Annotated in this window: 23 protein-coding genes; 7 read left to right on the top strand and 16 right to left on the bottom strand. The window is 71.0% G+C overall.

The window, feature by feature from the left end:
* Nucleotides 1–277: 277 nt before the first annotated feature.
* The 5 genes from ACZ4WH_RS36035 to ACZ4WH_RS36015 form a co-directional block, all read right to left on the bottom strand.
* A complete protein-coding gene (locus ACZ4WH_RS36035; RefSeq protein ID WP_468188817.1) occupies nt 278–1345 on the bottom strand; it encodes an aspartate-semialdehyde dehydrogenase in 1068 nt (355 codons plus the stop codon).
* Between the two features lie 16 nt (nt 1346–1361).
* On the bottom strand, nt 1362–2633 hold the full coding sequence (locus ACZ4WH_RS36030) for an aspartate kinase (protein WP_468188815.1): 1272 nt from the start codon (nt 2631–2633) through the stop codon (nt 1362–1364).
* Nucleotides 2634–2815: 182 nt separating this feature from the next.
* The gene (locus ACZ4WH_RS36025; protein ID WP_468188812.1) at nt 2816–3478 is read right to left on the bottom strand and encodes a DUF5063 domain-containing protein; all 663 of its coding nucleotides are present in this window, start codon (nt 3476–3478) and stop codon (nt 2816–2818) included.
* Nucleotides 3471–4070, bottom strand: coding sequence for a recombination mediator RecR (recR, locus tag ACZ4WH_RS36020; RefSeq protein ID WP_030342446.1), 600 nt, complete (start codon nt 4068–4070; stop codon nt 3471–3473). Before recR ends, ACZ4WH_RS36025 begins: the two co-directional genes overlap by 8 nt.
* A gap of 73 nt (nt 4071–4143) precedes the next feature.
* Nucleotides 4144–4488, bottom strand: a complete 345-nt coding sequence (locus ACZ4WH_RS36015) for a YbaB/EbfC family nucleoid-associated protein (protein ID WP_030648347.1) — start codon at nt 4486–4488, stop codon at nt 4144–4146.
* A gap of 240 nt (nt 4489–4728) precedes the next feature.
* On the opposite strand from ACZ4WH_RS36015, the gene ACZ4WH_RS36010 reads away from it, so the two are divergent.
* Entirely contained in the window at nt 4729–5478 is a 750-nt protein-coding gene (locus ACZ4WH_RS36010; protein ID WP_468188809.1) for an SLATT domain-containing protein, read from the top strand.
* A 66-nt stretch (nt 5479–5544) separates the two neighbouring features.
* Here ACZ4WH_RS36010 and ACZ4WH_RS36005 read toward each other — a convergent pair whose 3' ends face one another.
* Together ACZ4WH_RS36005 and ACZ4WH_RS36000 are read right to left on the bottom strand one after the other, a co-directional pair.
* On the bottom strand, nt 5545–7074 hold the full coding sequence (locus tag ACZ4WH_RS36005) for a substrate-binding domain-containing protein (protein ID WP_468188807.1): 1530 nt from the start codon (nt 7072–7074) through the stop codon (nt 5545–5547).
* Between the two features lie 142 nt (nt 7075–7216).
* On the bottom strand, nt 7217–9064 hold the full coding sequence (locus ACZ4WH_RS36000; protein ID WP_468188805.1) for a serine/threonine-protein kinase: 1848 nt from the start codon (nt 9062–9064) through the stop codon (nt 7217–7219).
* A 182-nt stretch (nt 9065–9246) separates the two neighbouring features.
* On the opposite strand from ACZ4WH_RS36000, the gene ACZ4WH_RS35995 reads away from it, so the two are divergent.
* From ACZ4WH_RS35995 to ACZ4WH_RS35985, 3 genes are all read left to right on the top strand, one after another.
* Complete coding sequence (locus ACZ4WH_RS35995) at nt 9247–10602, top strand: aminotransferase class III-fold pyridoxal phosphate-dependent enzyme (RefSeq protein ID WP_468188803.1); 1356 nt, start codon at nt 9247–9249, stop codon at nt 10600–10602.
* A gap of 126 nt (nt 10603–10728) precedes the next feature.
* Nucleotides 10729–11424 (top strand): GntR family transcriptional regulator, encoded by a 696-nt coding sequence (locus tag ACZ4WH_RS35990; protein WP_468188800.1) that lies wholly within the window; start codon nt 10729–10731, stop codon nt 11422–11424.
* Between the two features lie 132 nt (nt 11425–11556).
* Entirely contained in the window at nt 11557–12207 is a 651-nt protein-coding gene (locus ACZ4WH_RS35985; RefSeq protein ID WP_468188797.1) for a hypothetical protein, read from the top strand.
* Here ACZ4WH_RS35985 and ACZ4WH_RS35980 read toward each other — a convergent pair.
* A complete protein-coding gene (locus ACZ4WH_RS35980; protein ID WP_468188794.1) occupies nt 12200–12592 on the bottom strand; it encodes a hypothetical protein in 393 nt (130 codons plus the stop codon). The two genes, ACZ4WH_RS35985 and ACZ4WH_RS35980, sit on opposite strands and share 8 nt — an antisense overlap.
* Before the next feature lie 125 nt (nt 12593–12717).
* Here ACZ4WH_RS35980 and ACZ4WH_RS35975 point away from each other — a divergent pair, with 125 nt between their 5' ends.
* Nucleotides 12718–13554, top strand: a complete 837-nt coding sequence (locus tag ACZ4WH_RS35975) for a helix-turn-helix domain-containing protein (RefSeq protein ID WP_468188791.1) — start codon at nt 12718–12720, stop codon at nt 13552–13554.
* Nucleotides 13551–13796, top strand: coding sequence for a DUF397 domain-containing protein (locus ACZ4WH_RS35970; protein WP_468188788.1), 246 nt, complete (start codon nt 13551–13553; stop codon nt 13794–13796). Before ACZ4WH_RS35975 ends, ACZ4WH_RS35970 begins: the two co-directional genes overlap by 4 nt.
* Before the next feature lie 32 nt (nt 13797–13828).
* Here ACZ4WH_RS35970 and ACZ4WH_RS35965 read toward each other — a convergent pair whose 3' ends face one another.
* Entirely contained in the window at nt 13829–15112 is a 1284-nt protein-coding gene (locus ACZ4WH_RS35965; RefSeq protein WP_468188785.1) for an adenylosuccinate synthase, read from the bottom strand.
* A 197-nt stretch (nt 15113–15309) separates the two neighbouring features.
* Between ACZ4WH_RS35965 and ACZ4WH_RS35960 the strand changes: the two genes are divergently transcribed.
* Nucleotides 15310–16194: a diacylglycerol kinase family protein gene (locus ACZ4WH_RS35960; RefSeq protein ID WP_468188783.1), complete on the top strand. Its 885-nt coding sequence runs from the start codon at nt 15310–15312 to the stop codon at nt 16192–16194.
* Between the two features lie 16 nt (nt 16195–16210).
* Here ACZ4WH_RS35960 and ACZ4WH_RS35955 read toward each other — a convergent pair whose 3' ends face one another.
* The 7 genes from ACZ4WH_RS35955 to ACZ4WH_RS35925 form a co-directional block, all read right to left on the bottom strand.
* On the bottom strand, nt 16211–16375 hold the full coding sequence (locus tag ACZ4WH_RS35955) for a hypothetical protein (protein WP_468188780.1): 165 nt from the start codon (nt 16373–16375) through the stop codon (nt 16211–16213).
* Nucleotides 16376–16406: 31 nt separating this feature from the next.
* Nucleotides 16407–17627, bottom strand: coding sequence for a cytochrome P450 (locus tag ACZ4WH_RS35950; protein ID WP_468188778.1), 1221 nt, complete (start codon nt 17625–17627; stop codon nt 16407–16409).
* Between the two features lie 41 nt (nt 17628–17668).
* Nucleotides 17669–17800: a hypothetical protein gene (locus ACZ4WH_RS35945; protein WP_468188776.1), complete on the bottom strand. Its 132-nt coding sequence runs from the start codon at nt 17798–17800 to the stop codon at nt 17669–17671.
* Between the two features lie 146 nt (nt 17801–17946).
* Nucleotides 17947–18408 (bottom strand): hypothetical protein, encoded by a 462-nt coding sequence (locus ACZ4WH_RS35940; RefSeq protein WP_468188774.1) that lies wholly within the window; start codon nt 18406–18408, stop codon nt 17947–17949.
* Nucleotides 18409–18439: 31 nt separating this feature from the next.
* Nucleotides 18440–23161: an RHS repeat-associated core domain-containing protein gene (locus tag ACZ4WH_RS35935; RefSeq protein ID WP_468188772.1), complete on the bottom strand. Its 4722-nt coding sequence runs from the start codon at nt 23159–23161 to the stop codon at nt 18440–18442.
* 112 nt (nt 23162–23273) lie between these two features.
* Nucleotides 23274–23939, bottom strand: a complete 666-nt coding sequence (locus tag ACZ4WH_RS35930; protein WP_468188769.1) for a response regulator — start codon at nt 23937–23939, stop codon at nt 23274–23276.
* Nucleotides 23936–25288, bottom strand: a complete 1353-nt coding sequence (locus tag ACZ4WH_RS35925) for a sensor histidine kinase (protein ID WP_468188767.1) — start codon at nt 25286–25288, stop codon at nt 23936–23938. The genes ACZ4WH_RS35930 and ACZ4WH_RS35925 overlap by 4 nt, the downstream gene beginning before the upstream one ends.
* Nucleotides 25289–25327 lie beyond the last annotated feature (39 nt).

The following is a 25327-nucleotide window of genomic DNA, read 5'->3' as shown; positions in this document are numbered from 1 at the left end:
CGTCACATGTGCGACAACCGGCGGTGCCTCAAGTGCCGTCATGCGTCCCGCTCTTCCCTCATGTCCCATTTGAACGGGCGTCCCCACGCCCTGATCACGGCGTCCCCACGCCAGGATCATCACGTCCCCAGGTCCCGCAAGGGTGACCGCAAAGACGCTCCCCGCCTCCGTACGGTTGCGGAAGGCGGGGAGAGAAATCCTCTGTCGTCGGCAGGGGGCGGTTCAAGAGATCTGGACCATGCTCCCGGCCACAGTGCTTACCGAGATCCTACAAAGTTCAACGGTACTTGGGCGCGGTCATTTCCGCCGCGATCAGTTCCGCGATCTGCGCGCAGTTCAGCGCGGCGCCCTTGCGCAGGTTGTCGCCGCACACGAAGAGTTCCAGCGCGGTCGGGTCGTCCAGGGCCCGGCGCACCCGGCCCACCCAGGTCGGGTCGGTGCCCACCACGTCGGCGGGGGTGGGGAACTCACCGGCGGCCGGGTCGTCGCACAGCACCACGCCCGGCGCGGTGGCGAGGATCTCCCGGGCGCCGTCGACGCCGACCTCCCGCTGGAAGCGGGCGTGGACGGTCAGCGAGTGCGTGGTGATCACCGGCACCCGGACACAGGTCACGGCGACCGGCAGCGTCGGCAGGCCGAGGATCTTCCGGGACTCGTCGCGGACCTTCATCTCCTCCGACGACCAGCCGTCCTCCCGCAGCGATCCGGCCCACGGGACGACGTTCAGCGCGACCGGCTCCGGGAACGGCCCGGTGTCGTCCCCGACGGCCCGCCGTACGTCCCCGGGCTTGGTGCCCAGCTCGGTCCCGGCCACCAGGGACAGCTGGGCCCGCAGCGTCTCCACGCCGGCCCGCCCGGCCCCGCTCACCGCCTGGTACGACGACACCACCAGCTCGCGCAGCCCGAACTCGGCGTGCAGCGCGCCCAGGGCGACGATCATCGTCAGGGTCGTGCAGTTGGGGTTCGCGACGATCCCGCGCGGCCGGGACCGCACGGCGTGCGCGTTGATCTCGGGCACGACGAGCGGCACGTCCGGGTCCATGCGGAAGGCGCCGGAGTTGTCGACGACGACCGCGCCGCGCGCGGCGGCGACCGGCGCCCACGCGGCGGCGACCTCGTCCGGTACGTCGAACAGCGCGACGTCGACCCCGGCGAAGGCGTCCTCCGTCAGGGCCACCACCTCGACCTCCTCGCCGCGCACGGCCAGCTTGCGGCCGGCCGAGCGCGGGGAGGCGATCAGGCGGATCTCGCCCCAGATGTCCGCGCGCTGGGACAGGATCTGGAGCATGACCGTGCCGACGGCTCCGGTCGCTCCCACGACCGCGAGCGTCGGCTTGCCGGTCATCGGCGCGTGTCCCGGCTCATCGGCCGGTGCCGCCGTAGACGACGGCCTCGTCGCTGTCCGAGTCCAGACCGAAGGCGGTGTGGACGGCGCGGACGGCCTCCGGCACGTCGTCGGCGCGGGTGACCACCGAGATGCGGATCTCGGAGGTCGAGATCAGCTCGATGTTCACACCGGCGTCGCTGAGCGCCTCGAAGAACGCGGCGGTGACGCCCGGGTTGGTCTTCATACCGGCGCCGACCAGGGAGATCTTGCCGATCTGGTCGTCGTAGCGCAGCGAGTCGAAGCCGATGCCGGAGCGGTTCTTCTCCAGCGCGTCGATGGCCTTGCGGCCCTCGGTCTTCGGCAGCGTGAAGGAGATGTCCGTCAGGCCGGTGGAGGCGGCGGACACGTTCTGCACGACCATGTCGATGTTGATCTCGGCATCGGCGATGGTCCGGAAGATCGCGGCGGCCTCACCCGGCTTGTCCGGCACGCCGACGACCGTGATCTTGGCCTCGGAGGTGTCGTGCGCGACACCGGAGATGATGGCCTGCTCCACCTTCATGTCCCCAATCGGCTCACTGCTGACCCACGTGCCCTGGAGTCCGCTGAAGGACGACCGGACGTGGATCGGGATGTTGTAGCGGCGGGCGTACTCCACACAGCGGTGGAGCAGCACCTTGGAGCCGGAGGCCGCGAGCTCCAGCATGTCCTCGAAGGAGATCCAGTCGATCTTCTTCGCCTTCTTCACCACGCGCGGGTCGGCGGTGAACACGCCGTCGACGTCGGTGTAGATCTCGCAGACCTCGGCGTCGAGCGCGGCGGCGAGCGCCACGGCGGTGGTGTCGGAGCCGCCGCGGCCCAGCGTGGTGATGTCCTTCTTGTCGGCGCTCACGCCCTGGAACCCGGCGACGATGGCGATGTTGCCCTCGTCGAGAGCCGTCCTGATCCGCCCCGGCGTGACGTCGATGATCCGGGCTTTGTTGTGGACCGAGTCGGTGATGACGCCTGCCTGGCTGCCGGTGAAGGACTGGGCCTCGTGGCCCAGGTTTTTGATCGCCATCGCCAGCAGGGCCATGGAGATCCGCTCTCCGGCGGTCAGCAGCATGTCGAACTCCCGCCCGGCAGGCATGGGAGAAACCTGCTCGGCGAGATCGATCAGCTCGTCCGTCGTGTCGCCCATCGCGGAAACGACGACGACAACCTGGTTGCCGTTCTTCTTCGCTTCCACGATCCGCTTGGCGACGCGCTTGATGCCTTCGGCATCGGCTACGGAGGAGCCTCCGTACTTCTGCACGACAAGGCCCACGTGCGCTCCTCGCTCGGTTCGTTTGTGTCGGCTCAGTCTATCGAGCGTCCGAATTCCACCACCCTGCTCCCGCATGGTGAGACATCCGCCCGCTCGGTCTCGACCCCTGCCCAGCGATCGGCGCGCCACTCGGAAAGTGCCCTGGCTCACAGGGCGCCGGGCCCGGACACAGCCGGGGCCGGCTACTGCCCGGGGCGGACTCCCAGGGGGCCGGCGATCTCCTGGGCCATCACCCGGCCGGCCTCGAACTCCAGGGTTTCGTCGCCCATGGCGGCCTGGTCGGTGTCGAGGCCGTCCAGTTCCTCCAAGGGCTGGTTGAGGCGGACGTGGATGAGGACGGACTGGAGGGCGCGCAGCACGGCGGAGGCCGTCGGGCCCCAGTTGGAGAAGTAGGAGAACTGCCACCACCACAGGGCCTCGGTGGTGCGGCCCGCGCGGTAGTGGACCATGCCGTGGCGGAGGTCGGTGATGATGTCGGCGAGGTCGTCGGAGATCCGGGCCGGCACCGGCGCCCTGCGGGGCTCGTACGGGTCGAAGACCTCGGAGTAGACGTCGATCGGGTCCAGGAGCCGGGCGAAGTTCTCGCGCAGCTCGTCCACGTCCGGTTCGGGGCCCGGGTCGGGCTCGTAGCGCTCCTCGGGGACGATGTCCTCGTGGGCGCCCAGCCGACCGCCGGCCAGCAGGAGCTGGGAGACCTCAAGGAGGAGGAAGGGGACCGCCGATTCGGGCTCGTCACCCTTCGCCACCTCCGTGACGGCCACCAGGAAGCTCTCGACCTGGTCCGCGATCTGGACCACGAAGTCGTCCGGGTTCTGCGTCGAGGCGTGCAGTGTGGCGTCAGACATCTAGGAGTCGTCTCCCCTCGAAGGCGCGGCCGAGGGTCACCTCGTCCGCGTATTCCAGGTCGCCACCCACCGGGAGGCCGCTGGCCAGGCGGGTGACCTTCAGGCCCATGGGCTTGATCATGCGGGCGAGGTACGTCGCCGTCGCCTCGCCTTCCAGATTCGGGTCCGTGGCCAGGATCAGTTCCGTGACCGTCCCGTCGGCCAACCGTGCGAGAAGTTCCCGTATACGCAGGTCGTCGGGTCCCACGCCCTCGATCGGGCTGATCGCGCCGCCGAGTACGTGATACCGGCCCCGGAACTCGCGGGTGCGCTCGATCGCGACGACGTCCTTCGGTTCCTCCACCACACAGATGACGGAGGGGTCGCGGCGCGGGTCGCGGCAGATGCCGCACAGCTCCTCCTGCGCGACGTTGCCGCAGGTCGCGCAGAAGCGGACCTTCGCCTTCACCTCCAGGAGTGCCTGCGCGAGCCGCTTCACGTCCGTCGGCTCGGCCTGAAGGATGTGGAAGGCGATCCGCTGCGCGCTCTTGGGACCGACGCCGGGCAGCCGCCCCAGCTCGTCGATGAGGTCCTGGACCACGCCTTCGTACAACGGACTGCCCTTCCTGAAGACCTTTCGGTACGTACGGTAGTTGCCTGACGCCTCCGCTCGGAAGGCGGAGGCGTCAGAACGGCAGACCCGGGATGCCGCTGCCGCCGCCCAGCCCCTGGGCCAGCGGGCCGAGCTTCTGCTGCTGGAGCGCCTGCGCGTTCTCGTTGGCCGCCTGCACGGCCGCGACGATCAGGTCGGCGAGGGTCTCCGTGTCCTCCGGGTCCACCGCCTTCGGGTCGATCTTCAGCGCGCGCAGCTCACCGGAGCCGGTGACCGTGGCCTTCACCAGACCGCCGCCCGCCTGCCCGTCGACCTCCGTGTTCGCCAGTTCCTCCTGCGCCCGCTGGAGATCCTGCTGCATCTTCTGGGCCTGCTGGAGCAACTGCTGCATGTTGGGCTGGCCACCACCGGGGATCACGATCAGCTCCTCGCCGTCTTTTTTCTCCGTCGGAACGAGCCTACGTGGTCCACGCGGCCACTGCTCCGCCACTCTTTCGAGTGAGAACCGCGTCGGCCCTATACCTGATCAAGGCCCTCTTACGGGCGGAAAAGTCGGGAAAGCCCCCTCTCCGCCACCCGTTGGGCGGTAGGAAGGTGCCCGCGCGTCGGCATGGAATGTCACGCAACGTGACCGGTCGTGATCAGTAGGGAGTGCCGGGTGGGTCAGCCGGAGATGCAGCCCGAGGGTCCGCCTCAGGACGGGCGGGGCGAGGGTGCGGCCGGGCTGCGGCCGGGCGATCTGACCGGGCGGGCCTTTCCGCTCGGGGACTGGGGGGAGCCCGCCGAGCGGCTGGACGAGCTGTACCGGTGGGTGGAGCGGCGGGCGCTGGAGACGGCCGCCTGGTATCTGCGGGACCGGGTGTGGAAGCGGCGCGGGGCGCGCGTGCTGCGGGTCGGGGCGGCGGCCGGAGCGGTGGCCGGAGCGGCGCTGCCGCTGCTGGATCTGACGGGGGTGGCCGACGGGGTGGCGCCGTGGGGCTGTCTGGCGCTGCTGCTCGCGGTGTCCTGCGTCGGCATCGACCGGTTCTTCGGGGTCACGTCCGGCTGGATAAGGGACGTGGCCACGGCCCAGGCGGTGCACCGGAGGCTCCAGGTGTTGCAGTTCGACTGGGCGTCGGAGTGCGTGCGGGAGGTGCTGGGGCCGGCGGAGGGTACGGCGAGCGAGGCGGCCGAGCGGTGCCTGTCGGTGTTGCGGCGGTTCTCCGAGGACGTCACGGAGCTGGTGCGCACGGAGACGACCGACTGGATGGTGGAGTTCCGCACGGGGTCCGCGCCGCTGGGCATCCAGACGGCGGTGGCGACGGTACCGCGCCAGGAGACCGGGGGTCCGGGTGGCCGCTTCCCCTTGCCACCGGCGAACGGCAGCCGCCCCAACATGCCCCGGCAACGCCCGCCGGAGCCGCGGTGAGCGCGCCGAAGGGGCGCGGGGAACCGCGCGATCGGCCACGACGCGCCCGCGGCGACGAAGAGACCCCTACGCGCACAGTTTCATCCCCTCCGGTGTCCAGCACGGCACGTGCCCATGGGTGCGGATGACGGACTGGCCGTTCCCCCGGGACAGGTACGTCAGGAAGCTGGAGGCGAGGGAGTCGGCGGGCGGGCTGCCGTAGGTGTAGGCGTACTCGATCTCCCGGTACGGATAGCCACCGCGCCCGTGCTCGATCGCGTCGACGGAGGGCGCGTCGCCGTCGAGGCTCAGCACCCGCACCCCCTTCGCCCGCAGGGCCAGGTTCAGCTCGCTGTAGCCGACGGCTCCGGGCAGTTCGGCCACCTTCGCCAGCACCTGGTCGGTGGAGTCCAGCTCGCACCGGGTCACCCGCGCCGACGGATAGTCCTTGTGGACGCAGTCGACGGACGAGTTCGCCGTCTCGCCCCGCCCCAGCACCCGCCGCTGGAAGACCTGCCGGGTGCCGGAGTTGGCGTCCCGGCTGACCAGACGGACCGGCAGCGAGCGCCCGCCGAGCCTCGCCCAGTCGCCGATCCGCCCCTGGTACAGCCCGCGCACGTCCGTGGTGGACAGGTCCCGTACGCCCACGTCGTCGTTGACCACGAGCGCGAACACGGACAGCGCGACCCGGGTCTCCCGCAGCTCGGGCATGTCGCCGGGCTTGGGCCCGTCCGAGAAGGCGACGAGCGCCGGCGCCCCCTTCCCCTTCGCGGCCGCCCCGGCCGCCGCCAGCTCCCGGATGCCGGCGGTGGACCCGTGCACGTCGACGGCGATGTCCGCGCCCTCGCAGTCCTCCTCGTACTCCTTCGCCACCTCCCGCAGCACCGGCGCGAAGGCCGTCGAGCCGATCACCGTCAGCGTGCCCTGCTCGCAGCCGACCGGCGGCGGGCTGTCGTCGCGGGCCACGACGATGCCGGCGAGGGTCATCACGCACACCGTGAGCATGATGCTGATGAGCCGGGAGGCGCGGCTGAACAGGGGCGGCTGGTCGTCCGGCGTGGCGCTGCGGTTGGGGTGGACCTCGCCCTCCCGGATGCCGCCGATCAGCCGGATCTCCCGGCCCACGTCTCCGCCGGACAGCAGCACCAGCAGCTTGAAGTGGTCGCCCTTGTTGAGCGGGACGCGCGGGATGCGCAGGGTGTTGCCCTCGTAGCCGAAGCCGCGCTCGGCGGTGAAGTGGTCCATCAGGTGGTCGGTGTCGGTGGGCTGGGTCACCGAGACGCCCCGGATGGTCCGGTCGGTGAACACCGCGGTGAGCCCGTGCCGTTCGGGGCTGGTGTAGTCGTCGCGGTCGATGCCCTGCGAGCCGTCGTTCTCGACGCGCAGCAGGACGAGCGTGGCGTCCTCCATGTCGGGCGCTTCGAGGAAGAGCCCGAGCCGCCGGTTGACCCGCCCGGACCGGACGTCGTCGCCTATCGGGTTGTCCATCTGCACGCGGTAGCCGACCCGCTTGCGCCGGGGCACCCGGCGCTCGTACCAGACCATGCCCGCGGACGCGGCGATGCCCAGCACCGCGGTCCCGACGGCGACGACGTTCTCCGCGTTCAGCCACTCCATGTGGGTGCCCCCGCCACTCCCCGGAGCCGGATGATGGTGGAGTCACGGTACGCGCGCGACAGGGCGCCGGCGGGACCGGTCCACGAACGTTCGCCCGACGTTCAACTACCCCTGGGGCACCGCGCGTTTCCGGTCGCCACGGTCAGTCCTTGGTGTACGTCAGGCTCTCCCCGCCGCTCGCCTTCGCCCGCTTCAGCCGCCCGTCCGGCAGCAGGGTGACCTCGGTGGCCTCGCCCGGGGTGCAGGAGGAGGCGGGCTCGCCGGTGGTCACGGTGGACGGCCCGATCTCCAACGGTCCGCCGCCACTGGGCTGTTCGGCCAGCTCCGCCTCGAAGACGCAGTGGTACGACCCACCGCCCTCGGTCGGCCCGTCGGCGACCAGCGTCAGCACGGTGTCGCCCACCTCGCCCTGTCGGATGGTCAGTTCGCGGGTGTTGGAGCCGCCCGCGTTGTCGATGGTCGTCCGCCAGGTGCCCAGATAGGCGTCCGGTACCGCGCCGGCCGTGGAGGCGGAGGGGGACGGCTCCTCCGTTTCGGACGGGGTGGGCGTGCCGGTCTCGTCGGGCGATCCGGAGGTGACGGTGGGCGCCGGGCCGACCGTGCCGCCCTTGTCGTCGGTCCCGCCGCCGTCCCTCATCAGCGCGTACACCGAACCGCCCGCGCCCAGCGCGACGACCAGCGCGACCACGACGAGCAGCGCGGTGGACCGCCCGCTGCGCCGCTCGGGCTCCGCCGGCACGCCGACGGCGGGCGGCCCGTACGGCGGGGTGGACCCGGGCGGCGGATACCCGTGGCCGACGGGCTGGGCGTGCGGCGGATGCGGCTGTGCGTACGGCTGCGGAGAATGCGGCTGTGCGTACGGCTGCGGCGGCTGCGGATAGGGCTGCTGCCGCGGGTACGACGGCTGCGGCTGTGGCACCCCGTACGCCGGTCCGAACCCGACAGACGCGGGCGGCACGCTGGGCGGCGGCGGAGCCTGGGCGGAGACCACGGTGGGCAGGCGATCGGCGCTTCCGGCGTCCCCGCCGTCGGAGACAGCGGCATGCTCGGCGCCCCCGCCCTCGCCCGGATTCTCGACCTCCAGCAACCGCACGGCGTGTCTGCCGAGCTGGGCGACCAGCGGACTGGGCAGCCAGGGGTCCCGGGACCGCCCCTCGGCCACGGTGTCCTCCACCCCCGTCCGCTCCAGGAGCGTGTCCAGCGAAGGCCGGGCCCCCGGCTCCTTGCGCAGGCAGTCCCGGACGAGGTCGGCGATCCCCTCCGGCACCCCGGTGAGATCCGGCTCCTCCTGGGCGATCCGGAACATCAGCGCGTGCGCGCCGCTGTCGACGCTCCCGAAGGGCAACGTCCCGGTCGCGGCGTACGCCAGCACGGACCCGAGGCAGAACACGTCGCACGCCGGTGTGATCCGGTCGCCCCGCACCTGCTCGGGCGCCATGAACCCCGGCGACCCGACGAGCGCCCCGGCCCGGGTGAGCCCCTCCCCGCCGGCGGTCGCCGTCTCCAGCGCCCGGGCGATCCCGAAGTCGATCACGCGGGGCCCGTCGATGGTCACGAGCACGTTGGACGGCTTGAGGTCCCGGTGCACGATCCCGGCCGCGTGGATGTCCTTCAGCGCGTGCGCGAGCCCGGCGGCCAGAATCCGGACCGACCGCTCGGGCAGCGCCCCGTGGTCCTGCCCGACGACCCGCTGGAGGCTCGGCCCGGCCACATACCCGGTCGCCACCCACGGCACGGCCGCCTCGGTGTCCGCGTCCAGCACGGGCGCGGTCCAGTATCCGCCGACCCGCCGCGCGGCCCGCACCTCCTGCCGGAACCGCGCCCGGAACTCCTCCTGCGCGGCCAGTTCCTCCCGGACGAGCTTCACGGCGACGGTCCGCCCCCGGTCCGACCGGGCCAGATACACCTGCCCCATACCGCCGGCGCCGAGCCGCGCCAGCAGCCGATACGCACCGATCTGCGACGGATCCCCCGCTCCCAGCTTCTCCATCCCGCGCCCGCCTTCCCCCCATAGGTCTGCGACGACCGAGAATAGTGCGGTGGTACGACGAGGGACCCCTTCACCGGCGATCCACCGCCGATCCGGCGTCGACAACCTGTCGTGCTTTCCCCCGGTCCACGGAACAAGACGCCGATAGGCCTTCCGCATCGCGGACATCTACGCTCGGCCGCATGACCCCTCAGCCCAGCCCCGAAGCCGGCGCCGCGGTGAAGGCCGCGGACCGTGCGCACGTCTTCCACTCCTGGTCGGCCCAGGACCTCATCGACCCGCTCGCCGTCGCCGGCGCCGAGGGGTCGTACTTCTGGGACTACGACGGCACGCGGTACCTCGACTTCACCAGCGGACTCGTCTTCACCAACATCGGCTACCAGCACCCGAAGGTCGTCGCGGCGATCCAGGAGCAGGCCGCGAAGCTGACGACGTTCGCGCCCGCGTTCGCCGTCGAGGCCCGTTCGGAGGCGGCCCGGCTGATCGCCGAGCGGACCCCCGGCGACCTGGACAAGATCTTCTTCACCAACGGCGGCGCGGACGCCGTCGAGCACGCGGTGCGCATGGCCCGGCTGCACACGGGCCGTCCCAAGGTGCTCTCGGCCTACCGCTCGTACCACGGCGGCACCCAGCAGGCGATCAACATCACCGGTGACCCGCGCCGCTGGGCCTCCGACGGCGCCGCCGCCGGTGTCGTCCACTTCTGGGCGCCGTTCCTGTACCGCTCCCGCTTCTACGCCGAGACCGAGGAGCAGGAGTGCGCCCGGGCGCTGGAGCACCTGGAGACGACGATCGCCTTCGAGGGCCCGGCGACCGTCGCGGCGATCATCCTGGAGACCGTTCCGGGCACCGCCGGGATCATGGTCCCGCCGCCCGGCTACCTGGCCGGGGTGCGCGAGCTGTGCGACAAGTACGGCATCGTCTTCATCCTGGACGAGGTCATGGCCGGCTTCGGCCGGACCGGCGAGTGGTTCGCGGCCGACCTGTTCGGTGTGACCCCCGACCTGATGACCTTCGCCAAGGGCGTGAACTCCGGTTACGTCCCGCTCGGCGGTGTGGCCATCTCGCAGGAGATCGCGGAGACCTTCGGCAAGCGCCCCTACCCCGGCGGCCTCACCTACTCCGGCCACCCGCTGGCCTGCGCCGCCGCCGTCGCCACGATCGGCGTGATGGCGGAGGAGGGCGTGGTGGAGAACGCCAAGCGGCTCGGCGAGAGTGTCGTCGGCCCGGGCCTCGCCGAGCTGGCGAAGCGGCACCCGAGCGTCGGCGAGGTGCGCGGTGTCGGCATGTTCTGGGCGCTGGAGCTGGTGCGGAACCGGGAGACCCGGGAGCCGCTGGTGCCGTACAACGCGGCCGGTGAGGCGAACGCCCCGATGGCCGCGTTCACGGCCGCCGCCAAGCGGCACGGCCTGTGGCCCTTCGTGAACATGAACCGCACGCATGTCGTCCCGCCGTGCAACGCGAGCGAGGCCGAGCTGAAGGAGGGTCTGGCCGCGCTCGACGCCGCGTTGAGCGTCGCCGACGAACACACGGTGTGACCGTACGGTGCCTGCCGCCGGGCGGGTCCGAACGCGTAAGGTGACGTGCTCGTAAGCAAAAGCGACTCGCGTAGATCGCGAGTCCGTACGAGTACGTCACCCGGACGTGTGAGGAGAGGCACGGACATGCCCGGCAACGGCACCGTGACGCGCAGCACCCTGCGCCAGCAGATCGCGGACGCGCTCCGCGACGAGGTGCTGGCGGGCCGGCTGCGCCCGGGCCGGGCGTTCACCGTGAAGGAGATAGCCGACCAGTACGGCGTCTCCGCCACCCCCGTCCGCGAGGCGCTGGTCGACCTGTCCGCGCAGGGCATCCTGGAGGCCGACCAGCACCGCGGCTTCCGGGTGCCCGAGTACTCGGTCACCGACTACCGGAACATGATCGAGGCCCGCAGCCTGGTCACCGACGGCATGTTCCAGGCCCTCACCACCGGCCACCCCGCCTTCCGCACCCCGCCCGAGGACCCCCGCACGGCCGCAGCCCTGGCCACCGTTCGCCGCCGCGGCGAGGAGGCCCAGCGGGCCGCGAGCGCCGGCGACCTCACGGTCCTGATCGGCTACGACCTCCGCTTCTGGCGCGAGCTGAGCGCCCTCTTCGGCAATCCCTACCTCGGCGACTTCCTGCACCGCCTGCGCGTCCAGTCCTGGGTCTGCGCGGTGCAGCACCTGCTGCGCCTGCCGGACCTGCGCGGCCGGCTGTGGGCCGGGCACACCGAGCTGGTCGACGCGCTCGCCCGCCGCGAGGCCGAGACGGCCCGCGCGATCGTGGCCGCCTCGAACACCGATTCGCTGACGCTGCTGGAACACCTGACCAACGGGTAAGTGACCGATACGGCCCGTCCGGTCCGCACGAGAGGAGCCGGAGGGGCGCCGCCCCGGGGCCGTACCGACTACCCTTCCCTGACCACCTGCTGCCGTGCGTGACCACGCGCCTGCCGATGTAGGAGCCCTCTTTTGGCCTGTGACCTGTGGCTGGTACCGCTCGTGGACGTGTTGTGCCACACCCCGGACAACCCCTTCGCCGAGGAACTCGCGCAGTACAACAAGGCTCTCGCCGAGGCCGGCCTGCCGCCGGTGCCGGTGTACCAGTACATGCCGGGCCTGTCCGGCGACGTCGCCCCGGTCGCCGGTTTCGACTACGACGCCCTGCACTTCCTGCGCCGGGCCTACCTGCTCCAGGTCTGCGGCCTGCCGGTGACCCCGGTGGACGAACTGGGCGGCGACTACGAGCAGTTGCTGGAGATGTTCGAGTCGACCGCCCAGCAGTCGCACCTGGTCTGGCACTACGACCACGCCGGCGCGTACGTCCCCGTGGACTTCCCGCACCCGCTGTCGAACGACGAACTCCTCGCGGGCGGCGGCCCGTTGGGCTCGTCACAGACGCTGCTGCGGGAACTCCAGTACGTCGCCCCGACCATCGGCATCGACCCGGCGAACCCCCCGGAGCCCCCAGCCCCGCCCACGGCCCCCACGGAGCTGGAGGAACCGGCCGTTCCGGCCCCGTACGACCCCAGCCCCTTCGCCCGCGAACGGCACGTCTGGCTGGGCCTGCACGCGGCGGCGACCCGCTCGCTGGCGCAGGGCTCGATGATCGTCTTCAGCTGAGCAGGGTACGCAGCAACAAGGTGTGCACGAACCGGTCCGGCGCGGTGGGCCGGTAACGCCACCCGAGCGGCCATGTGGGCCCGTCCAGCGCCGGTACGGGGATGAAGCTGACCCGGTACGGCCCACTGGTCAGCCGGGTCACATGGTCCGGCCAGGCATGGTGCGCGGTGCTCCCGGGCGCGACGAGGAAGTACACACACCGGCGTCCACTGGAGGACTCGATGACGGGCCCCGGATCGCCCCCGGTGAGCCGCGCGAGCCGGTCGGCGACGTCCCGGCCGTGGCCGTCGTCCAGCCGTACGGCGTCGAATTGGGCCCCTGCCTTGCGGAGATGGATGCCGGTGGCGGGAATCCACTCCACCGACAGGTGACTTTGCGTATTCATGCGGTCAGTGTCAGTGCAGGGCGCTACCTTCTTCCATAACTCTCCGTCCACTCCCCCGAACGGTCCGGAGTCGACGTGGAGTGCCGATGACCGTTTGAGTTCGGTTGAGTCCGGGGGTGACCGCGATGGCGCGGGCAGAGAACAAGGTGGAAGCGGGCGGCACGGCACATCTGGTGGCCGCCCTGGCGAAGGCGCTGCGCGAGCAGCTGGGCCTCACACAGGAGGAGCTGGGCAAACGACTCGGGTACACGGCGTCGGCGATCAGCGCGATGGAGACGTGCGCGCAGCCGGCGAGCGACAAGATGCTGGTGGGCCTGGAGGAGGAGATCGGCGGCGGCCTGGGCGTCTTCCAGAAGGCCCGCAGGTGGATGCTCCTGGAGAAGTACCCGGCGCGGTTCAGGGGGTTCTCGGAGATGGAGGCGGGGGCGATCACGATCAGCTCGTACGAGACGCTGGTCGTGGACGGGTTGTTCCAGACGGAGGAGTACGCGCGGGCGCTGATCGGAGGCGGTTATCCGCCGGTCTCCGAGCAGAAGCGTGAGGAGCTGGTCGAGGCTCGGCTGGCTCGCAGGGCCCTCTTCGACCGCGATCCCGCCCCGATGATCGAGCTGATCCTCGAAGAGAGCGTGCTGCGGCGGCCGTTCGGGTCCTGGGAGATCCTCCGGGGACAGCTGCGCTCGCTCATCGAGGACGCGCAGCGGGACAACGTCTGCCTTCAGGTCCTGCCGATGGACCGAGGACTACGGGGCACTTATGCAGGCGCTCGGGGCTCCATGAAGCTCGTCGTGACCAAGGACCATGAACACGTCGTCTACATGGAGATCGAGGACCAGGGCATTCTGGTCAGCGATCCGCCAGAGGTGTCCCAACTCGCCCACCGCTATGCGAAGATCCGGGCACAGGCTCTGAGTCCGGACGACTCGATCAGCCTCATCGAACGGTTGGCAGGGGAGAAGCAATGACCGGCACCGGAACCCCTCGGTGGTTCAAGTCCAGCTACAGCGACGACGGCGGCGGCAACTGCTTGGAAACCGCCTACACCTGGCGCAAGTCCTCGTACAGCGACAGCGGCGGCGGTGACTGCGTAGAGGTCGCCTCCTGCCCCGCCGCCATCCACATCCGCGACTCCAAGACGCCCGACGGCCCTCACCTCTCCGTGAACCCTGACGCCTGGTCGGCGTTCCTGGGCCAGGCTGCGAAGTGAGGGCCGTGAAGTGAGGGCCGTGCGGCGGCGGTCTAGAGGAACGAGTTGATCTCGATCGTCTCGTCGCGGCCCGGGCCCACGCCGATCGCGGAGATCGGCGCGCCGGACATGTCCTCCAGCGCCTTGACGTAGTTCTGGGCGTTCTTCGGGAGGTCGGAGAAGGACTTCGCCTTGCTGATGTCCTCGCTCCAGCCCGGCAGCATCTCGTAGACCGGCTTCGCGTGGTGGAAGTCGGTCTGGGAGTACGGCAGTTCCTCGACGCGCTTGCCGTCGATCTCGTAGGCCACGCAGACCGGGATCTGCTCCCAGCCGGTGAGGACGTCGAGCTTGGTGAGGAAGAAGTCGGTCAGGCCGTTGACGCGGGTCGCGTAGCGGGCGATGACCGCGTCGAACCAGCCGCAGCGGCGGTCGCGGCCGGTGGTGACACCGCGCTCGCCGCCGATGCGGCGCAGGGCCTCGCCGTCCTCGTCGAAGAGTTCGGTCGGGAACGGGCCCGCGCCGACGCGGGTCGTGTAGGCCTTGAGGATGCCGATGACCCGGCTGATCTTCGTCGGGCCCACGCCGGCACCGGTGCAGGCTCCGCCGGCGGTCGGGTTGCTGGACGTGACGAACGGGTAGGTGCCGTGGTCGATGTCCAGCAGCGTGCCCTGGCCGCCCTCGAAGAGGACGACCTTGTCGTCCTCCAGGGCCTGGTTGAGGATCAGGACCGTGTCGGCGACGTACGGCTTGATCTGCTCGGCGTAGCCCAGCAGCTCCTCCACCACCTGGCTCACGGCGATCGCGCGCCGGTTGTAGAGCTTGGTGAGGATCTGGTTCTTGACGTCGAGGGCCGCCTCGACCTTCTGGGTCAGGATCGACTCGTCGTAGAGGTCCTGGACCCGGATGCCCACGCGGTTGATCTTGTCGGCGTAGGTCGGGCCGATGCCGCGACCGGTCGTGCCGATCTTGCGCTTGCCGAGGAAGCGTTCCGTCACCTTGTCGACGGTCACGTTGTACGGCGTGATGACGTGCGCGTTACCGCTGATCAGGAGCTTTGACGTGTCGACGCCACGCTCGTTCAGACCGCTCAGCTCGGAGAGCAGGACCGACGGGTCGACGACGACACCGTTACCGATGACCGGCGTACAGCCGGGGGACAGGATTCCGGAAGGGAGGAGGTGAAGGGCGTACTTCTGGTCGCCCACGACGACCGTGTGGCCGGCGTTGTTGCCGCCCTGGTATCGCACCACATAGTCGACGGAGCCACCGAGCAGGTCCGTCGCCTTTCCCTTGCCTTCGTCACCCCACTGAGCACCGAGCAGCACAAGTGCGGGCACGCGCGTACACCCCTTCCGGGCGGGGCATGTCCAAGGTCGGGGGCTTGGGCGTAAGGTTCACCGCCGCGTACCACCGCGACCGTCGTCGGTCGCACAACCGTCGGACCGGATGCCCCGGAATAGACGAAGCCCCTGGCGCAATAGCGCAAGGGGCTCTTGCACAAAGATGCTACCCGAGGAAGCGAGGCAGGACCGAGGTGGCGACTTTCGCGACGTCCGATCAGCTGCTGGTGATCATCGATCCGGCGGCACGGCAGGCGGACGGAGAGTCCGTACGGATCGCGAAAGACGTGCTCAGCGCGGGTGCGGCGGCGAAAGTGTGCCTGCCGGACGGGCCGGAGGAATTCGCCCGCGCGCTCGGCCGAAGGGGGTCCCGGCGGCCGGTGGTGATCGGTGACGACCGGGCGCTGGTGCGGGCCGTCACCCTGCTGCACCGGCAGCGGGAGCTGGCCGGATGTGCGCTGTCGGTGGTGCCGGTGGGGGACGCGGCGCTCGCCGAGTCGCTCGGGGTGCCCAGCGGGACGGTGGCGGCGGCGCGGGCGGTCCTGGACGGCGCCGAGCGGCGGCTTGACCTGCTCGTGGACGACAGCGACGGGGTCGTGCTGGGCACGCTGGGCATTCCGCCGACGCGGGCGGCCGCCGCCGAGCCGGTCCCGGCCGCCCCGGACCGGCCCTGGCTCCGCTCGCTGGTCCGCACCCTCGCTCCCCGCCCCGTGCGCCTGTCCGCCGTGCCGTCCCCGCGCGTGACCCGGCTGCGGGTGGAGGTGGACGGGGAGACGGTGGTGGACCTGGACCAGCCGGTGGAGGCGGTGTCGGTGACACCGGGCCGGACCGGGACCGCCTCGGTGGAGGTGCGGCCCCTGTCGGTGGGCGCGGAGGCGACCCCGCTGCTGGCCTCCGGCCACACGGTGACGGTCACGGGCACGGACTTCCGCTACCGCGCGGACGCGGCGGTCTCGGGCCCGGTACGGAGACGGACCTGGCGGGTGCTGGAGGGCGCCTGGATGCTCACGCTGCCCCGTACTTCTTCTCCCGGTACGCCCGCCGGCGTTCCGTCCTCCCCGCCACGTCCCGCTCGATGAACTCCTGAACACGACCTCAGTCGACGTACTGCTGGTTCCCGTTCGTCACTTTCCTGAGTCCGATCCGGCCGTCGATGAACTCGAACCTGACGGCCTCGTCCTCACGCTCGGCGAAGTCGGCGATCCTCTCGAACGTATCCAGCGACAACTGAGACGACGTGCGCTCTGCCATAACCGTCATGGTGCCTCCCTCCGCAGGCGGGCACCAGTGATCAGCTCAGCTCGACGCTCAGGCCCTCCAGGCCCCGGATCACGAAGTTCGGCTTGCGCTTCGGCTGCTCCGCCAGGGTCAGGGTCGGGGCCTGCTGGAGGAGGGCTGTCATGGATGCCGCCAGCTCCATGCGGGCCAGGGGGGCGCCGATGCAGTAGTGGATGCCCGCGCTGAAGGAGATGTGCGGGTTGTCCTCGCGGGTGAGGTCCAGACGGGCGGGGTCGGTGAAGACCGCCGGGTCGTGGTTGGCGGAGCCGAAGAGCATGGCGATCTCCGAGCCCCTCGGGATCGTCGTGCCGTCGATCTCGATGTCGTCCAGGACCCAGCGTTCGAAGAGCTGGAGCGGGGTGTCGTAGCGCATCAGTTCCTCGATCGCGGAGGGGATCAGGGAGTGGTCGGCGCGGAGGGCCGCCAGCTGGTCCGGGTTGCGGAACAGCGCCCACCAGCCGTTCACCGTGGCGTTGACCGTCGCCTCGTGGCCCGCGTTGAGGAGCAGGACCGCCGTGGAGATCATCTCCTGCTCCGTGAGGCGGTCGTCCTCGTCGTGGGCCGCGATCAGCCCCGAGATCAGGTCCTCGCGCGGGTCCTTGCGGCGGGCCGCGATCAGCTCCCGCAGACAGTCCGAGAACTCCACCGACGCCCGCACCGCCCGCGCCGCCGTCTCCTCGGACGGGTTCAGCTCGTACATGCCGCAGATGTCCGCCGACCAGGGGCGCAGCTGCCCCCGGTCCGCCTCCGGAATGCCCAGCATCTCGGCGATCACGGCCACCGGCAGCGGCTCCGCCACGTCCGTCAGCAGATCACCACCGCCGTTCCTGACGAGGGCGGCCACCAGGTCGTTCGCCAGGCCCCGCACATACGGCCCCAGCCGCTCCACCGTGCGCGGCGTGAACGCCTTCGACACCAGGCGCCGGATCCGGGTGTGGTCCGGCGGCTCCAGGTCGAGCATGCCGTGGTCGTTGAGGGTGTGGAACGGCTCGTGCTCCGGTGGGGGCGGGGTACGGCCGAACTCCTCGTGACTGAACCGGTGCTGGTACGTCCGGCCCAGCCGGCGGTCGCGCAGCAGCGCCGAGACGTCCGCGTGGTGCGGGACCAGCCACTGGTCGGTCGGCTCGTACCGGATCACCCGGCCGCGAGCCCGCAGCTCCGCGTAGGCCGGGTACGGGTCGGCGAGGAACGCCGGGTCCCAGGGATCGAACGCGAGGTCGCTGGAGCCTGCCATGCGGGGACGCTAGCGCGCCGGGCGACATCTGACCAGGCGGTTCAGGTGACCGGATCCGTGCTGACCAGGACGTAGTCGAAGTACAGCGGGTCCCCCTCCTCGTCCACGGGGTACTCGAACGAGCTGTTGTTGGCGAAGGACATCTTCAGCTCGGGCAGGGCGTGGAAGTTCACGACGTACTTGCCCGGGGCCGCTCGGCTCCCGGCCGATGGCTGACACGGCCCGGCGTCGGGGCGATCTCCATCGCCTCGTCGAACGGCATACCGAACCGGAACGGCCCGACGCCGACGTGCGGCCGGATCTCGGCGTTCACGTGCGCTCAGATCCGGTCCGCGACGAGGACGTAGTCGTAGTACAGGGGGTCGCCGTCCTCGTCCACCGGGTACTCGTGGCTGCTCTGGTTCGCGAGGATCACCTTCAGCTCGGGCAGGGCGTCGAATCCGAGGTCGTTCTCCTCGATGGTGTGGCCCCGTTCCGCCAGTTGTTCGAAGAGGTCCTCACTCGGGGTGCGGAAGACGTCGAGCCCGTCGAGCAGCACCCGGACGTCGGCGTCCTCCTTCCGGAAACGGATCAGCTCCACTCCGCTCAGCGCGCCTTTGCTGAAGCCCAGCACGATGTCCATCTGGGAGTCGTCGTGCGTGAGGACGATCTGCCCGGGCTCCTCGTCGCCGGCGACGGTCCGGAACACACCCCACTCCTCCACCGCGGCGCGCGCTTCCTCGACCGGCATGCCGAGCCGGAAACGCCCAACGCCGACATGTGGCACCAGTTCCAGTTCCATGTTCACTCCCTCGATCACACGCCCCGGGCCCTCACGCCAGCAGAGCGCTCTCGTCGATGGTCCAGCCCCGCTTCTTGAGCATGTCCTGAAGGGGCTTGTTGTGCTTCAGGCTGGCCACCATCTCCTCGATGTGCCGATCGTACTTACCGGGGAACCGCCGCTTGATGTCGTCGATGTCCATCCGCATGGCCTCGGTGATGCGCCCCTGGTTGATCAGCTCACGCTGGTACTGCTGCCACGCCTGGGCCTGCAGGTGGTAGCCCGTGCTGTAGAGCTGCTCATGGTCGGCCTGCTCCATCCGGATGGCCGGGCCGTTGTTGACCTTCTGCTTCTTGTGGGGCTTGTTGGCCATGTAGAAGCCGGGCTCGATGACGTCCTTGTACGCGGACTTGGCCGGGATGTGATTGACCTCCATCCTCTGCGGGTACTTCTGGCCGTTCGCCATCCGGTTGGCGGGAAGCAGTCCGCCGTACCAGCCACCGATCTGCGTGCAGCCCTTGGCGACCAGGCCCTCGGGGTCCATCCACGTGTGCGGGTTGACGACGTACGCGGCCGGGTTCGGCGCGGGGACGAGGCCCAGGGGGTCGGCCGAGACATAGCGGGCCGTCTCGGGGTCGTAGTGGCGGTTCAGGTTGTAGTGCAGGCCCGTCTCCGGGTCGGCGTACTGGCCGGGGAAGCGCAGCGGTGTATGGGCCCGGGCGTGACGGTTGCGGGCCGTGATGCCCCAGACCGTTGAGCGCTTGTACCAGGCGACGTCGCCCTGCTCGTCCACGAGTTCGGTCGGGGTGCCGATGAGGTCGGTGACGATGGCGAAGAACCGGCTGTCCACCTCGCTCTGACCGGCGTCGGCCGGCAGTCGGCGCTCCAACTGGGCCATCGGCTGCGGCCCTTCGTACTCCCAGGTCAGCGTCACGCCGGTGGCCGTGTCGGTCTCCTCGGCCAGCTGGGTTCCGTCCCAGGCGAAGCGGACCGTGGCCGCGACGCCCTGCCCGTCGGGGCGCATGCGGTGCTTGGCGGTGCGGCGGCCGAGCGCGTCGTAGGTGTAGCGCCACACGGTGCCGTCGGGGGTGGTGCAGGAGACCAGGCGGTCCTCCGCGTCCCAGGTGTACCGCCAGGTGTCGGGCTTGCGGGACAGGCGCCGTTTCCGGCGCAGCACGACGCGGCCCGCGGCGTCGTACTCGTAGCGCACACCGTCCCCGCCGAGCAGCCGGGTCCCGTCGTAGACCCGCGCGCCACGGCTCTCCGCGTGCGGGGCCCGGTCGGGCCAGTGGGCGTCCGTCTGGTTCCCGACGGCGTCATAGGCGTACCGCTCCGACCAGTCGCCCGCGGTGACGCCGAGCGGACGCCCCACGGGGTCGAGGTCGAAGTGCCAGTCCAGCCCGTCCGGCCCGTCCTGCCGGTCCGTGACGTCCGTCAGGAAACCGTCGGCCCGGTAGCCGTAGGAGCGGTCCCGGAGCGTGCCGCGGGGCGTGGTCAGCGACCGGGCCGCGAGGCGGCCGGTCACGTCCCACCGGGAGGTGAGCGTCACGGGTGCCGGCCCGGAGCCGAGGGTGCGCCGGGTCTCGCGGCCCAGCAGGTCGTGGGTGAAGCCGAGCGCGTGTCCGGCGAGGTCCACGCGCACCCGGTTGCCCGCGCTGTCGTAGGAGTACGACGTCGTGGCCCCGGTCGGTGTCGTGCGTGAGACCAGTTCGCCGTGCCCGTCGTAGCCGAACCGCATGCTGCGCCCGTCGACGGTCTCCGCCAGCAGACGGCCCAGGGCGTCGCGTTCCAGGGTGAGCGAGGAGGTCGGGGAGACGGCGGCGACGAGCCGGTCGGCGTCGTCGTACGTGTAGCGGGTGACCACGCCGTCGGCGTCCTTCGCCAGCACGTTGCCCACCGCGTCGAAGGTGAAGGCGATGCGCTGCCCGAGCGGGGTCGTCCGGGTGACGAGGCGGCCCGCGGCGTCGTACTCGTAGCGCGCGACGCGTCCGTCGAAGTCGGTCTCGGAGTCGGTGAGGCCGGACGGGCCGTACCGGTAACTCCACTCTCTTCCCTGGGGGTTGCGGACCGTGCTGATCCGCAGCTCGGTGTCGTACGTGAACTCGTAGCGCGCCCCGTCCTTGCCCGTGCGGGCGGCGAGCAGGTCGAACCAGGTGTACTCGAAGCGGGTCACGCCGCCGAGCGGGTCGGTGTGGGTGAGGCAGTTGCCCTCTTCGTCGTACGTCCACGACTCCGTGGCCCCGTCCGGCGCGGTACGCCGGGTCAGCCAGCCGTCCGCCGTCCACTCCAGGCGGGTCACGGAACCCGCCGGGTCGACCGACTCGTACGGCCGGCCGAAGGCGTCCCGGCGCACCGTGTGGGTGGCACCCCGCGGGTCGGTGACCGAGAGGGTCAGCCCCGCCTCGTCGTGGGTGCGGGTCTCCGTCTCGCCGGTCGGGAACGTGACCGTGGCCACGGCACCCGTCGCGTCGTGGGTGAACGTGGTCGCGGTGCCGTCCGGTGCGACGACCGCGGTGCGGTTGCCCCGCTCGTCGAAGACGTTGCGCCACACGGTGCCGTCCGGTCCGGTCGTCGTCTCCGGCAGGTGCAGCGCGTTGTACGTGGCCGACGACCGGCGCCCGTCCGGGTAGTGGACGGTGAGGAGGTTGCCGGCGTCGTCGTACGTGAACCGCGAGGTGTGTCCCAGTTCGTCGGTGCGGGACAGCAGGTTGTCGTGGCGGTCCCACTCGAAGTGCACGGTGTTGCCGAGCGGGTCGGTCTCGCTGAGCGTCTGGCGGAGCTGGTTGAAACGGGTGACGGTGACCGCGCCGGTGGAGTCGGTGAAGCGGGTCTCGCGGGCGGCGGTGTCGTAGGCGAAGCGCGAGGAGAGCGCGCCGTCGGGGCCGATCGTCTCCACGACCCGGCCTGCCGCGTCGTACACATAGCGGTAGGTGTGGCCGTTGCGGTCGGTCCACGAGGTGACGCGGCGCTCGTCGTCGTAGGTGAACCGCAGGGGTACGCCCCGGGAGCCTGAGACGCCCACCAGGTCGTGGGACTCGTCGTACGCGAACGAGGCGACCCGGACCGGGCCCGCGGGGGTCTCCAGGTCGAGGGCCGTGACCCGGGCGGTATCCGGGTCCCGGGTGACCCGCACGCGGTAACCGCCCTCGTGGACGAGCACCGTGGGCAGGCCGTCGTCGTCGCGGACGAACCGGACGCCGTTGCCGTTGCGGTCCTCGATGTCCGTCAGCCAGTACAGGCCGCCCGAGGAGTACGGGCTGCCGGTGAAGCTGCGGGTCAGACCGGAGCGGACGTCGATCGTGGCGTACGTGACCTCGCCGAGCGCCGACCGCTCGACGAAGGTGAGGGCGATCCGCTCGCCCTCCGCCGGCAGCACCTCCTCGCCCGCCTCGCGCGGCAGGTGCGGATAGACGAGCAGGGACCCGTCGGGGCGGGCCCAGACCGCGCCGGTGCCGGTCGGTTCCAGCCGCTCGTCCAGGGTGGACGCCCAGCTGGGGCCGAAGCAGTGCCCGTACCCGTATCCGGATATGTGGGTGCGCCGCACCACCAGCGGCAGCACGCCGGGCAGCGCGAGATCCGTCTGGGAGAGCACCATCTCGCCGCTCGCGAGGTCGACCGGGTCGGTCTTGCAGCGGCGCTGTACCAGGGCGATCGCCCTCTCGCGGACGCTGTCCAGCGCCGTGCGCAGCGACGCGGGGCGCTTGCGGCCCGGTCCGCCGACCCGCCCGTGGCCGTCGCCGCCGTCGCCGCCCCTCTTTCCGCCGTCGATGGCGTCGACCCGGTCACGGACGCCGAGGTCGATGCCCTTGTGCAGGCGGGAGGTGGCCTTCACCCGGTCCGGGATGGTCTCGGTGACATGCTTGGCGATCTTGGACAGGGCCTTCTCCGTGCCCTTCAAGGCGCCTTCGAGGACCGAGTCGAAGGCCTTGGTGAAGGGGTCCCTGCCGTGGGTGCGGCCGAAGGCGCCCCTGGCCTTCACGAGCGAGCCCGAGCCGGCCCGGTGCAGCTCGCCACCGTGGAAGGAGACCTTGCCGGCGCCGTCCTCGAACTCGACGTGGTCGATGACGGTCCGCTTCCCGGCCCCGGCCCCGCCTCCTCCGCCGCCGGCGGAGGCCAGCTGCATGCCGCCGTGCTTGCCACCGGCCCCGCCTGAGCCGCCAGTGCCGTCCGGGTGACCGTCGCCCGGTGCGGGAGGCAGCGAGAAGGCGCCGTCCACCAGGTCGAAGACCATGTCCTCGACCATGGCCTCCAGTTTGGCGTTGACCGGCTCGGTCACCCGCGCCACCAGCTCGTCCACGATCCGGTCGGCGGCCTCGTCGATGATCCGCTTGATCGCCTGGCGCATCGCCGCGGTCTCGGCCGCCCCGATGACCGCCGACAACCCGCCGGTGACGACGGCCAGACCCACCGAGATGCCCAACGAGGCGGCCATCGCGCCGAGTTCTATCTCGGCCTTGGTCTTCATCCCGAAGATGATGTCCGCGACCACATCGCACGCGTCCGCGAACAACCGGGCCAGCTCCGGGACTTTCTCCAGGTGCGCCGCCTTGACCCGCGACCAGTGTTTCTCCATCGCATCGACGGCCCACCCTTCCGAGGAGGACAGAATCCGGGACACCGCCAGGTGCGCGTCACCGCCATGCCCCTCGAACCTGTCCGCGAAGTCCCGCATGGCGTCCGCCATTTCGCGGTAGTCGTCCTCGTCGACGTTCGGCCAGTTGATCCCGATGAAGTCCAGGATCTGGTCGGCCCATCCGGGCAGAACGTAGCCCATCCCCCGTGTGCCTTCCCGTCACCTCGAAGCCATTCGCACATGCGATCCGCATGCATACACCTTCGAACACTAGTCGGCAACAGGCAGGCCTCGCACCCGCTATGACAGTGGGTCAGCCGGGTGTCACCAGCCGTGCCTCGTACGCGAACACCGCCGCCTGGGTGCGGTCGCGCAGGCCCAGTTTCACCAGGACGCGGCTCACATGGGTCTTGATCGTCGACTCCGCCACCACCAGCCGCCCGGCGATCTCCGCGTTCGACAGGCCCTGGGCGATCAGGATCAGTACCTCCGTCTCGCGTTCCGTCAGTTCCCCGTACGCCGCCTGGGCCGCCGGCATCAGGCGGGGAGTGTCCGCCAGGCGGGAGAACTCCGTGATCAGGCGCCTGGTGACCGAGGGGGCCAGCAGGGCCTCGCCCGCCGCCACCACCCGGACCCCGTCGGCCAGCTGGCGCGCCGAGGCGTCCTTGAGGAGGAAGCCGGAGGCGCCCGCGCGCAGCGCCTGGTACACGTACTCGTCCAGGTCGAACGTGGTCAGCACCAGCACCTTCGCCGTCTCGTCGGCCGCGACGATCTCCCGGGTCGCCTCGATGCCGTTCAGCTCCGGCATGCGGATGTCCATCAGGACGACGTCCGGGGACAGTTCACGGACCCGGTCCACCGCCTCCCGGCCGTTGACCGCCTCACCGACGACCTCGATGCCCGGCATCGCGTTCAGCAGCACCGAGAATCCCTCGCGGACCATCATCTGGTCGTCCGCGATCAGTACGCGGATCGTCATGACCCGCCCTCGATCGCGGGAGCGGCCGCCGGCACCGGCAGGAACACCGCCACCTCGTAGCCCCCCTCGTCCGTGGGGGCCGCCGTCATCTCGCCGTTCAGCATCGAGACCCGCTCCCGCATGCCCGTGATGCCGTGTCCGGCGCCGGGCGAGGGCTTCAGCAGACTCGGCGCCGGGGGCGGTCCGTTGACTATCCGCAGGCCCAGGCCGCCCAGGACGTAACCGATCTCGACGCGGGCGCTCGCGCCGGGCGCGTGCCGCAGGGTGTTGCTCAGCGCCTCCTGCACGATGCGGTACGCCGACAGCTCCACCCCCTGCGGCAGCTCCCGCACCGCGCCGGTCACCACCTTCTCCACCTCCAGGCCGGCCTCCCGGACGTTCGCGAGCAGCCCTTCCAGGTCGGCCAGGGTGGGCTGCGGGGCGTCCGGGGCCTCGTAGTTCTCTGCGCGGACCACCCCGAGGACCCGGCGCAGCTCGGTCAGCGCCGCCACCGCGTTCTCCCGGATGGTGGCGAACGCCTTCTCCAGCTCCGGCGGCGGATTCTCCACCCGGTACGGCGCGGCCTCCGCCTGGATGGCGACCACCGACATGTGGTGGGCCACCACGTCGTGCAGCTCCCGGGCGATCGTCGTGCGCTCCTCCAGCAGGGTGCGCCGCGAGCGCTCGTGCTCGGTCACCGACTGCTGGGCGGTCACCTCCTGCTCGGCCTCCCGGCGCACCTGCCGGACCGTGACGACCAGCAGGGCCAGCGCGGACAGCACCAGCATGGGGCCGGTGTCGGTGTCGTAGTGCCCGTAACCGAAGACGGTCTCGGCCCAGAAGCCGTACAGCGCGGTCAGCAGCCACATCCAGGCCGCCGTGCGCGGGCGGGTCCGGCTCGCCACGATCGTGAGCACCAGCAGGTGGGAGACGAGGCTGCCCGGCAGCCAGGGCCAGCTGCCCCAGTCGCTGCCGAAAGCGGAGGTGGCCGCCGTCGCCGCGAACGACAGCCAGAACGCGCCGACCGGACGCACCAGGGTCAGCAGCACCGGGGCCAGGGCGAGCAGCCCGCACAGCAGGGACGGCCCGCCGACGTCGGTGTTCACCATGCCGACGAGCAGCGCCACGAGCCCGCCGGCCACCACCACCGCGTGCGGGGTCCAGGCCGCGCGGGCCCGCATCCGGTCGGACAGGTGGCGGGTGAGGCGGCCGTCCACCGCCATGCGGGGCAGCGGCCGGTAGGCGAAGGCATCGTGGAACAGGTCCTGCCACAGCCCGCGCAGGGCGTCCACGGCCAGCCGGAACTCAGGGCTGCGGGGGGGGGGGGGGGGGGGGGGGGGTGTGGTCTGTGTGTGCGTTGTCTCGGTCACGTGCCATACGGCCGGCGCGGGCCGGGTTCCAGGTCGCCC

The organism is Streptomyces sp. NPDC029138, assembly GCF_055564375.1.
This window is presented reverse-complemented; position numbering and strand designations above follow the sequence as displayed.

What these genes read in the sequence shown, in the direction of transcription:
- ACZ4WH_RS35975 (WP_468188791.1), top strand. Translation starts at nt 12,718, where the DNA reads ATGGCGCGGGCAGAGAACAAGGTGGAAGCGGGCGGCACGGCACATCTG.
- ACZ4WH_RS35935 (WP_468188772.1), bottom strand. Translation starts at nt 23,161, where the DNA reads ATGGGCTACGTTCTGCCCGGATGGGCCGACCAGATCCTGGACTTCATC.
- ACZ4WH_RS35940 (WP_468188774.1), bottom strand. Translation starts at nt 18,408, where the DNA reads ATGGAACTGGAACTGGTGCCACATGTCGGCGTTGGGCGTTTCCGGCTC.
- ACZ4WH_RS35955 (WP_468188780.1), bottom strand. Translation starts at nt 16,375, where the DNA reads ATGACGGTTATGGCAGAGCGCACGTCGTCTCAGTTGTCGCTGGATACG.
- ACZ4WH_RS36005 (WP_468188807.1), bottom strand. Translation starts at nt 7,074, where the DNA reads ATGGAGTGGCTGAACGCGGAGAACGTCGTCGCCGTCGGGACCGCGGTG.
- ACZ4WH_RS35995 (WP_468188803.1), top strand. Translation starts at nt 9,247, where the DNA reads ATGACCCCTCAGCCCAGCCCCGAAGCCGGCGCCGCGGTGAAGGCCGCG.
- ACZ4WH_RS36000 (WP_468188805.1), bottom strand. Translation starts at nt 9,064, where the DNA reads ATGGAGAAGCTGGGAGCGGGGGATCCGTCGCAGATCGGTGCGTATCGG.
- ACZ4WH_RS36025 (WP_468188812.1), bottom strand. Translation starts at nt 3,478, where the DNA reads ATGTCTGACGCCACACTGCACGCCTCGACGCAGAACCCGGACGACTTC.
- ACZ4WH_RS35950 (WP_468188778.1), bottom strand. Translation starts at nt 17,627, where the DNA reads ATGGCAGGCTCCAGCGACCTCGCGTTCGATCCCTGGGACCCGGCGTTC.
- ACZ4WH_RS35970 (WP_468188788.1), top strand. Translation starts at nt 13,551, where the DNA reads ATGACCGGCACCGGAACCCCTCGGTGGTTCAAGTCCAGCTACAGCGAC.
- ACZ4WH_RS36035 (WP_468188817.1), bottom strand. Translation starts at nt 1,345, where the DNA reads ATGACCGGCAAGCCGACGCTCGCGGTCGTGGGAGCGACCGGAGCCGTC.
- ACZ4WH_RS35930 (WP_468188769.1), bottom strand. Translation starts at nt 23,939, where the DNA reads ATGACGATCCGCGTACTGATCGCGGACGACCAGATGATGGTCCGCGAG.
- ACZ4WH_RS35980 (WP_468188794.1), bottom strand. Translation starts at nt 12,592, where the DNA reads ATGAATACGCAAAGTCACCTGTCGGTGGAGTGGATTCCCGCCACCGGC.
- ACZ4WH_RS35990 (WP_468188800.1), top strand. Translation starts at nt 10,729, where the DNA reads ATGCCCGGCAACGGCACCGTGACGCGCAGCACCCTGCGCCAGCAGATC.